Annotated in this window: 6 protein-coding genes; 3 read left to right on the top strand and 3 right to left on the bottom strand. The window is 53.8% G+C overall.

The window, feature by feature from the left end:
- Window positions 1-53: 53 nt before the first annotated feature.
- The 3 genes from B2Z72_RS11345 to B2Z72_RS11355 are packed head-to-tail and all read right to left on the bottom strand — an operon-like array spanning window position 54 to window position 5856.
- Complete coding sequence (locus B2Z72_RS11345; RefSeq protein ID WP_297004845.1) at window positions 54-3419, bottom strand: DUF2126 domain-containing protein; 3366 nt, start codon at window positions 3417-3419, stop codon at window positions 54-56.
- Window positions 3416-4354 carry an alpha-E domain-containing protein gene (locus B2Z72_RS11350; RefSeq protein WP_296981354.1) on the bottom strand — a complete coding sequence of 313 codons (939 nt, stop codon included), beginning with the start codon at window positions 4352-4354 and terminating at the stop codon, window positions 3416-3418. Before B2Z72_RS11350 ends, B2Z72_RS11345 begins: the two co-directional genes overlap by 4 nt.
- The gene (locus B2Z72_RS11355) at window positions 4354-5856 is read right to left on the bottom strand and encodes a circularly permuted type 2 ATP-grasp protein (protein WP_296981357.1); all 1503 of its coding nucleotides are present in this window, start codon (window positions 5854-5856) and stop codon (window positions 4354-4356) included. Before B2Z72_RS11355 ends, B2Z72_RS11350 begins: the two co-directional genes overlap by 1 nt.
- Before the next feature lie 530 nt (window positions 5857-6386).
- On the opposite strand from B2Z72_RS11355, the gene B2Z72_RS11360 reads away from it, so the two are divergent.
- The 3 genes from B2Z72_RS11360 to B2Z72_RS11370 all read left to right on the top strand — a co-directional run bounded on the left by B2Z72_RS11360 (window position 6387) and on the right by B2Z72_RS11370 (window position 9817).
- Window positions 6387-7328 (top strand): ZIP family metal transporter, encoded by a 942-nt coding sequence (locus B2Z72_RS11360; protein WP_296981359.1) that lies wholly within the window; start codon window positions 6387-6389, stop codon window positions 7326-7328.
- 255 nt (window positions 7329-7583) lie between these two features.
- A complete protein-coding gene (locus B2Z72_RS11365) occupies window positions 7584-9167 on the top strand; it encodes a cryptochrome/photolyase family protein (RefSeq protein WP_296981360.1) in 1584 nt (527 codons plus the stop codon).
- Window positions 9168-9337: 170 nt separating this feature from the next.
- On the top strand, window positions 9338-9817 hold the full coding sequence (locus B2Z72_RS11370; RefSeq protein ID WP_296981362.1) for a Dps family protein: 480 nt from the start codon (window positions 9338-9340) through the stop codon (window positions 9815-9817).
- Window positions 9818-9874 lie beyond the last annotated feature (57 nt).

The raw sequence follows: 9874 nt of genomic DNA on the forward strand, positions 1-9874 counted from the left end.
TCTCAGCGCATTATAAAGCCGCATTCCTTAATTTTAAGAGATGCGACTTTAATTTATGGCTTACGGCGAAGATCCAGAGTGTAAGGATAGTCGTTCGGAGATTCTTCCGGCGGCGGTGCCATGGGTTTCGGGTCAGTATGCGGGAAGAACTCCCGCAATGCATCCACATCCGGATTCGGTGTGAACGGCCCCTGAGTATGGCCCATGTTACTGAAGCGGTTACCACGACGGGATTCCGCTTCAAACGCATTCACCGGGAAGGCATCGTAGCTGCGACCGCCAGGATGGCTGACCGCATAAGTACAACCGCCCACGGAGCGGCCATTCCAGGTATCGATCAGATCGAATACCAGCGGCGCATGAATGTCCACGGTTGGGTGCAACGCTGATGGCGGTGCCCAGGCTTTATAACGCACGCCCGCCACGTATTCGCCTTTGCGACCGGTAAAGGCCAGCGGCACCCGACGGCCGTTACAGGACAGCACATAGCGTTCACCGGTCATGCCGGAGATGCGCACCTGCAGACGTTCCACCGAGGAATCCACATAACGTGCGGTACCGAAGCTGGAAACTTCCTCACCCAGTACGTTCCACGGCTCAATCGCCCAACGCAGCTCGATGGTGATGTCATCCAGCTGTACACGACCGTAGTGCGGGAAGCGGAACTCTTCAAATGGCAGCAGCCATTCCGGTTTGAAATCCAGACCATGGCTCTGCAGATCATCGGCCACGTCACAGATATCACGCCAGATAAAATGCGGCAGCATGAATTTATCGTGCAGCCCCGTACCCCAACGCACCAGCGGCTTGCGGTAAGGTTCACGCCAGAAGCGTGCTACCAGAGCACGGATCAGCAGCGCCTGTACCAGCGCCATACGTCCGTGCGGCGGCATTTCAAAGCCACGGAATTCCAGCAGGCCCAGACGGCCGGCACTGGAACCCGGCGCAAAGAGCTTGTCGATACAGAACTCAGCGCGGTGGGTGTTACCGGTGACGTCGATCAGCAGGTTACGCATGATGCGATCCACCATCCACGGCTGTGGTACTTCGCCCACTGGCATCTGCTGGAAAGCAATTTCCAGTTCGTACAGGGATTCATCGCGCGCTTCATCCACCCGTGGCGCCTGACTGGTCGGGCCGATAAAGGCCCCGGAGAACAGATAAGACAGGGATGGGTGATGCTGCCAGAAAGTAACAAAACTCTGCAGCACATCGGGACGGCGCAGCAGCGGACTGTCCGCCGGAGTCGCACCACCCAGGGTGATATGGTTACCACCACCGGTACCGGTGTGACGGCCATCAAGCATGAATTTTTCTGCACCCAGACGGGATTCACGCGCCGCCTGATACAGTTCTTCCATATTGCTGACCAGCTCACGCCAGTTATTGGCCGGGTGAATATTCACTTCGATCACGCCCGGATCCGGGGTCACCAGCAGTTTTTTCAGGCGGCTGTCACGTGGCGGCTCATAACCTTCAATCACCAGCGGCAGATCCAGCTCCAGCGCACAGGCTTCCAGTTTGGCCAGCAGTTCAACATAGCTTTCCAGATACGGCAGCGGCGGCATAAAGACGTGCAGCTTGCCGCCACGGGCTTCAATACACAGCGCTGTGCGGGTCACGTCACGCCATACAGATTCGGCTGCAGGTTCGTCACGTCGGGTGTCATCCCCCGGGGTCTGAATTTCTTCCACCGCTGGTACCGGCACAGGCTCGGATGTCATCAGCTTATCGTGGGCAGCCAGCGGATCGCGTTTGGCGAATGGATCCAGCTCCTGCGGCAGCGGCACTTCTTCAGAGAACGGCAGACTGTCCAGCGGCAGACGCAGACCAACCGGAGAATCCCCGGGAATCAGTGTCAGGCGGCCACGGCGGGTTTCCCACAGGCTGGAATCCCAACGCTGTTGATAGAAATCCCAGGTCAGCGGCAGTACGTAACCGGTTGGCGTATCCAGCCCCTGCTCCAGCACGCGGACCAGACGGCGGCGCGCCAGGCTGTCTTTGGCAGAAGCAATGCGTTCATCCAGATTCACCGGCAGGTTCTGTTCCTGCAGCAGGTAATGCAGACCGTCTTCATAAGCCGCCTGCACATAACCGGTATCCAGACCGAGTTTATGCGCCAGCAGCTGACTGAAGCGTTCAGCGTCATCCACAGCGTGGCCGTAATCACGGTCAACACGGGCCAGCAGTTCTGCTTTACCCCACAAAGGTTCACCGTCGGTACGCCAGAACAGACCCAACGCCCAGCGTGGCACTTCCTCGCCCGGATACCATTTACCCTGGCCGTAATGCAGCAGCCCTTTCGGCGCAAAATGATTGCGCAGACGCAGCAGTAAGGTTTTTGCCAGCGCCAGTTTTTCTTTACCCAGCGCTTCGGTGTTCCACTGTGCGGATTCCATATCATCAATGGAAACAAACGTCGGTTCACCGCCCATGGTCAGACGCACATCGTCGTCTTCCAGCTGCTGCTGTACTTTATCGCCGAGCAGCAGAATGTCAGCCCACTCAGCATCGTTATACGGCTTGGTAACCCGTGGATCTTCGTGCACACGTGTTACGGTGTTGCTGAAATCAAACTCCACTTCACACTTATCGGTGAAGCCCTGAATCGGCGCTGCCGATACCGGGTCCGGAGTACAGGCCAATGGAATATGGCCTTCGCTGGCGAACAGACCAGAGGTCGGATCCAGACCGACCCAACCAGCACCCGGGATATACACTTCGCACCAGGCATGCAGATCGGTAAAGTCTTCTTCCGGACCGGAAGGGCCATCAAGAGATTTTTCATCCGCGGTCAGCTGCACCAGATAACCGGAGGCAAAACGCGCTGCCAGACCACAGTGACGCAGCAGCTGCACCAGCAGCCAGGCGCTGTCACGGCACGAGCCTTTACCGATATCGAGTGTTTCTTCCGGTGTCTGAATACCCGGCTCCAGACGCACCAGGTATTCAACACCCTGCTGTACCATCTGGTTAACAGCCACCAGAAAATCAATGGTGCGCATTTTTTCTTTCGGCACGGCATCGAACAGGGCTTTGAATTTTTTCCCTTCATCGCTGCATTCCAGATACTGCGCCAGCTCTTTTTTCAGCTGCTTATCGTATTTGAACGGAAATTCTTCGGCGTATTCTTCCAGGAAGAAATCGAACGGGTTGATCACCGTCATATCGGCGATCACTTCCACTTCTACGGAAAACTTTTTGGTTTTCTCCGGAAAAACCAGGCGCGCCAGATAATTACCGAAAGCATCCTGCTGCCAGTTAATAAAATGATCGGCAGGTTCCACTTTCAGACTGTAGCTGTGAATCGGCGTACGACTGTGAGGCGCCGGACGCAGGCGCACCACATGCGGCGACAGCGTAACCGGGCGATCAAAGGTGTAATAGGTATTGTGCTGTATCGCTACACGAATCGTCATGCGGACTCCGACATAAACCAGGTTTTTCCAATGACACTGTGCAACTCGCCAAGACTCATCTGCAGCGAATTCAGAGTATCGCGGAATTCTTCTCCGAGGCTGTCAGGCTCTGCTGCCGCCGGAATTTCTTTCTGCATTTCTTTCAGTGCTGCGACAACATCCGTGCTGCGTGGCAGGTTACCGGCCACGGTCAGCATTTTGCCAACACAATGATTGATGGTGCGCGGGAACTGCTCATCACCAATCAGATAATTCACCACCAGCGGCCCTTTAATAGAAGAGCGCGCAGCGCGACGGAACGGCTGTTCGGCGTTCAGTGAACGCAACACGTTGCCCCAGATAATCTGACGGTGGTTCACCGCAAAATCATCGTCCTCCACCTGCAGGATTGCGGCTACACCGGCATCCAGGTTACGGGTGGTCATATCTGCACGCTCCAGGTTCTGACCAAGACGCATCATGTCCCAGGCCGAATCACGTGGCATATTCACAAACCACAGACCAACGATCTGCTGACAGGCTTTAATCACACTGTCGAGAAACTCGTGACGATTGCTGCGATTAATACCCTGTGCCAGGTTCTCCTGTACGTACAGCGTCAGTTCGTTCACCAGTTCCCAGGTCTCCGGCGGAATCACATCACGGGTAGTACGGATGTTTTCCCGCACCGCTTTCAGCGATGACACCATGGAGGAGTAATTGCTTTCATCCCCCAGCAGAAACTTCACCACGTTACGCTCATCACGCACAGAGAAGCGCTCATTAAAGTCATGTTCAAGGCTGTTGATGACAATCAGGTTATACCAGCCAAGATTCACGCGACGGGGTAAATCAAACAGCAGTTTGTCGTAGATACTGACCAAACGCGCAGTACTCTCTACACGTTCCAGATAACGGGCAGCCCAATAAACTCGCTCAGCAACTTTTGACAGCATTACTTACTTCCCCCTGCTTTTTTCGCCGCTTTTTTGGCCGCACTTTTTGGCGAATTGGTATCGACAATCCAGGTGTCTTTACTGCCCCCGCCCTGTGATGAGTTCACTACCAGTGAACCTTTTTTCATCGCTACCCGGGTCAGCCCCCCTGTAGTCACGTAGCTGTCTTTGGCCTGCAGCACAAACGGACGTAAATCCAGGTGACGCGGCTCAATTTTGTTCTTACCGATTAAGGTTGGTGCCGTGGACAAGGCCAGTGTTGGCTGGGCGATGTAGTTGCGCGGATTTTCTTTGATCAGACGGGCAAACTCTTCGCGTTCTTTTTTGGTCGAGTGCGGTCCAATCAGCATACCGTAACCACCGGACTCGTTGGCCGGCTTGACCACCAGCTTATCGAGGTTTGCGAGCACGTATTCACGCTGCTCATCGTCGTAACACAGATAGGTTTTAACGTTCGGGATCAGCGGCTCTTCGTTCAGGTAGTAACGGATCATATCCGGTACATAGGCATACACGACTTTATCATCGGCCACACCGGCGCCCGGCGCGTTGGCCAGTGCGACGTTACCGGCTTTCCAGGCACGCATCAGACCCGGTACACCCAGCGCAGAATCCGGCAGGAAGACTTCCGGGTCGAGATACAGGTCGTCGATACGGCGATAAATAACGTCAACGCGCTCGAAACCAGAGATGGTTTTCATGTACACGCAGTCATCGTCTTTAACCACCAGATCGCTGCCTTCGATCAGCTCGGCACCCATGCGCTGAGCCAGGAATGCGTGCTCAAAATAGGCAGAGTTGTAGATCCCCGGTGTCAGCACCACCACAACCGGTTTGGCAATACGGCGCGGTGACAGAGAAGCCAGCGTATCAAACAGATGTTCCGGGTAATCACCGACCGGAGCGATGTTCACGTTCTCAAACACTTCCGGAATAACCCGCTTCATAATGGAACGGTTTTCCAGCATGTAAGAAACCCCGGACGGTACCCGCAGGTTGTCTTCCAGTACATAGAACTGGCCGTCTTTATCGCGCACCAGATCCGTACCACAAATGTGCGCCCACACGCCAAAACGTGGGCTCATGCCCTCGCATTCTTTTCGGTAGTTTTTCGATTGCTTGAGAACGAATTCAGGGATGATGCCATCTTTAATAATGTTCTGATCATGGTACAGATCATCGATGAACATATTCAGCGCTTTCAGTCGCTGCTTCAGACCGGCTGCGGTTTTATCCCACTGAGCGCGGGAAATAATCCGTGGAATCATATCGAATGGCCATGCGCGGTCGATATTGCCGCCTTCTGTATAAACAGTAAAAGAAACCCCCATTTCTTTGATGGTGGCCTCCATGGCAATTTTCCGGGACTGGATGTCTTCCTCAGATAAGCTGCTCATGTAACTCACCAGGCGTTTCGCCGGTTGTCGGGCGTTGCCCGGGCTGCTGAACAGTTCATCAAAAAATTCCCCCTGCGGGGCATACTCTTTCCATTCTATAGACATACAGCTCCTCTAAGCCTTTTGCGGCAAAACGGATCCTGCCCTCAGGGCAGGCAGAAACAGGGCTTTGGTAAATGAGGCGTCATTATCTTCAGCCTTTTGCACCAAAAAAGACCTGCGAGAACCAAAGTTGAGCATTGTGAACATTGCAGACCACTTATTTGCCCAATATGTCAACTTTGCTATCAAAAACGGTGCCAAATATGGCGGTTTTGAGCAAGAACGACTTTCTGCTTAGAAGGGGTCTGCTCTGGTCCTGATATTACGCTTATTTAAGCGTGGGTCGATGATCCACAACAGCATTTTTCAAACAGCTGCCAATACTCTCTTCCGACAGGCCAGCCGACTTGTGCTCTTTAGCGGAGCACGTGTTACAACAAGCCGCCTGCTGTGCCCTATCGCAGTCCTTAATAGTTATTTCCTTTCGCTGCTATGATGGTTTTTATATAGAAACTATTAATTAATCTGCCTAATCTGATCGAAATACTTAAACAGAATCCACAGTGGATAATGACAGTAACAGGTATATCCAGATGACAACACTGCAGCCGAATCTCCCGCCCAGCAGCCAAAGCTGGGGCAATATTCTTATCAGCCATGCGCGCCAGCATCCTCTTGTTGCTACCGGACTGCTGACAGCAACCGTCGCCGTAGCATTGTTGCTGCTGCAAAGCCTGATACAGATCGTCCGCGGTGAGGCGACCTTGTTTGCGCAGTTCGCCTTGCTGGGCGGCAGCGCCGGGTTTCTGGCCACCGCTGCCGGCGCAGCACCTGCCCTGCTGCTGCGCGGAATCCGTCAATCAACGGAAGATGCCATGCTCGGCTTCGCCGCCGGAATGATGCTGGCGGCAGCGGCATTTTCACTGATTCTGCCCGGCATAGATGCCGGTACTGAGATGACCGGCAGTGCGTTAGGTGGCGGCATTCTGGTGGTCATCGGGCTCTTTCTCGGCGCCGCACTGATGCTGGGGCTGGATGAGTTCACCCCCCACGAACATGATAAAACCGGCCCCTGCGGACCCGGCCATGAACGCTGCGACCGCGCCTGGCTGTTCGTATTTGCCATCGCTCTGCACAATCTGCCAGAAGGCATGGCAGTGGGTGTCAGCTTTGCCCAGGGCGATATCAGCGTTGGCCTGCCACTGGCAACCGCTATTGCACTGCAGGATATCCCCGAAGGTCTGGCCGTCGCGCTCACCCTGCGCGCCGCCGGTTTTAAACCAGGCTTTGCCGTATTCATCGCTGCCGGCAGTGGGCTGCTGGAGCCGGTGGGCGCATTGCTCGGCGTGGGGCTGGCTGGCGGCCTGATGCTGGCATACCCGATTGGACTGGGCCTTGCTGCCGGCGCCATGCTGTTTGTGGTTTCGCACGAAGTGATTCCGGAAACCCACCGCAATGGTCACCAGACGGTAGCAACTCTGGGCTTAATGACAGGCTTTTCTCTGATGATGGTGCTGGATACCGCGTTGGGTTAAGTCACCGTACACACACCCTGTGATTTCCCACCCGCAATTCGCTAAACCATTGCGATGCTGATGCCGCAGCCGTCACGGAACCCGATGGCTGCGGCATGCAGAACAAAAGCACGGGATGCTCAAAGCAGAAACATCCGATATACCTGACATTACTTATACAATACATATACATGATGTATAGTTATAGCAATGGTGCTCAGATGCTTCTGCAGCCTGCTTATATCAACTGCCTTTATCAACTACGGAGAGACTGGCGTGCGACTGGGACTGATTCTCGGAGATCAACTGTCAGACTCACTGGCCACGCTGCGCGTGCTTGATGCCGGTAACGATGTCATCGTTATGGCCGAGGTGCCGGAGGAAGCAACCTACGTCCGCCATCACAAACAGAAAATTGCCCTGCTGTTCTCTGCCATGCGCCACTTCGCTGCCCGCTTGCAGGACGCTGGCTGGCAGGTACGCTATTACGATTACCGGCAGTCCGTTTCACTGGGTTTCCGCAGTCTTGTTGATGTGCTGGCAGCCACAGTAAAAGAACAGAACAGCACCGGGCAGAATAAAGTCTCAGAAATCGTCCTTACCCGCTGCGGTGAATACCGCCTGCAACACGCCATAGATCACCACTGGTCTGATCAGCTGGGACTCCCTGTCAGCGTTTACGAAGACGACCGCTTTATTTCCACACCTGAAGAATTTGCCCAATGGGCTGAGGGTCGCAAGCAATTGCGCATGGAATATTTCTATCGCGAAATGCGCCGTAAAACCGGTCTGTTGATGGAGGCTGAACAGCCACTCGGCGGACAATGGAACTTCGACCATGACAACCGCGCAGCTTATAAACGAGAAGTACCTTTACCACCGCCACTGACGTTCACCCGGAGCAATACCGATCAGGCTGTTGCACAGCTGGTAGAACAGGAATTTTCCGGGCATCCCGGAGCAATGGACAGCTTCATCAACGGCAGCAGCTGGGCAACGACACGGCAACAGGCACTGCAGGCGCTGATTCATTTTATTGAACACCGGCTACCTCACTTTGGCCGCTATCAGGATGCCATGATCAGCAGTGCTGCACTCGGCAACGCGGCTGACACTATGTTCCACAGTCTGCTGTCACCCTACATAAACTGCGGCCTGCTGGAGCCAATGGAAGTCTGTGAAGCGGCAGCGCACGCCTTTCATCAGGGACAGGTACCATTAGAAGCGGCGGAAGGATTTATCCGGCAGATAATAGGCTGGCGGGAATTCGTCCGCGGCATTTACTGGAATTATATGCCGCAATATGCCGGACTTAATGGCCTGCAGAATAATCGTTCCTTACCAGCAGTTTACTGGCACGGAAAAACCAACATGCATTGCATGAAAGAATGTTTCCGCAATACCTTCGCCAATGCTTATGCGCATCATATTCAGCGTTTAATGGTCACCGGCAACTTTGCCCTGCTGACCGGCGTTAATCCTCAGGAAATCTGCGACTGGTATCTGGCAGTGTACGCCGACGCTTATGACTGGGTAGAACTGCCCAACACCCTGGGCATGGTCATGCATGCCGACGGCGGGCTGCTGGGCTCAAAACCCTATTGTGCTTCCGGCAAATATATTGCAAGGCAATCGGATTACTGTCGCCACTGCAGTTATGATGTAAACACAGCCGAAAAGGACAACAGCTGTCCTTTTAACAGCCTTTACTGGCACTTCCTGCAGCGACACCGGCAGCAGTTTGAAAAGAATCCGAGAATGAGCATGATGTATCGCAGTTTTGATCGTATGAATGAAGAAAAGAAAGCAGCGATAATCTCACGGGCTGAAAACTGCCTGAAAAATATCGATGATCTGTAGAGCAAGTAAAAAAGGAATTACTGCATCCATTGTTCTGCAAAAAACATTCGTTGTTCCAGTCGATTGGGAGAAATTAAGGAACCCTTTCCCTGCTTCATAGTCTGAGAAATCAGGTGAGTTAATGATGACATTAGCTCGGAATTTCCTGGAATTAATCAGGGAGAAAGACGATGAAAGTACATATAGGAATCAGCGAAGAAAACCGTCAGGATATTGCCAAAGGTCTGAGCCGCTTTCTGGCGGACACATACACTCTGTATATGACCACTCACAACTTCCACTGGAACGTGACAGGCCCGATGTTTAACAGCCTGCATACTATGTTTGAAGAACAGTACACCGAACTGTGGAATGCCATTGACCCGATCGCCGAACGTATCCGTTCTCTGGGCTTTACCGCACCGGGTTCTTACGCACAGTTTTCTGAATTAACCACGTTGCCGGATGCACCGAAAGAGCCACCCAAAGCGATGGAGATGGTCCGTATTCTGGCCGATGGCCACGAATCAACGGCACGCACTGCGCGTAATCTGTTTACACTGCTGAACGAAGCCGGTGACGAGCCTACTGCAGACCTGCTGACCCAGCGTCTTGCCGCCCACGAGCAGACTGCCTGGATGCTGCGCTCGCTGCTGGATGATAAGCAGTAACAAAGCGCGTCGTACATAAGAAAGCCGGCTTGCGCCCACTGCTGTCCCACAGTTTAA

The sequence above is a fragment of the Thalassolituus sp. UBA6592 genome, assembly GCF_002433655.1.
Taxonomy (GTDB): Bacteria; Pseudomonadota; Gammaproteobacteria; order Pseudomonadales; family Oceanobacteraceae; genus Venatoribacter.

Bases quoted from the DNA above. Each gene is read 5' to 3' on its own strand.
- B2Z72_RS11350 (WP_296981354.1), bottom strand. From the start codon at position 4,354: ATGCTGTCAAAAGTTGCTGAGCGAGTTTATTGGGCTGCCCGTTATCTG.
- B2Z72_RS11345 (WP_297004845.1), bottom strand. From the start codon at position 3,419: ATGACGATTCGTGTAGCGATACAGCACAATACCTATTACACCTTTGAT.
- B2Z72_RS11370 (WP_296981362.1), top strand. From the start codon at position 9,338: ATGAAAGTACATATAGGAATCAGCGAAGAAAACCGTCAGGATATTGCC.
- B2Z72_RS11355 (WP_296981357.1), bottom strand. From the start codon at position 5,856: ATGTCTATAGAATGGAAAGAGTATGCCCCGCAGGGGGAATTTTTTGAT.
- B2Z72_RS11360 (WP_296981359.1), top strand. From the start codon at position 6,387: ATGACAACACTGCAGCCGAATCTCCCGCCCAGCAGCCAAAGCTGGGGC.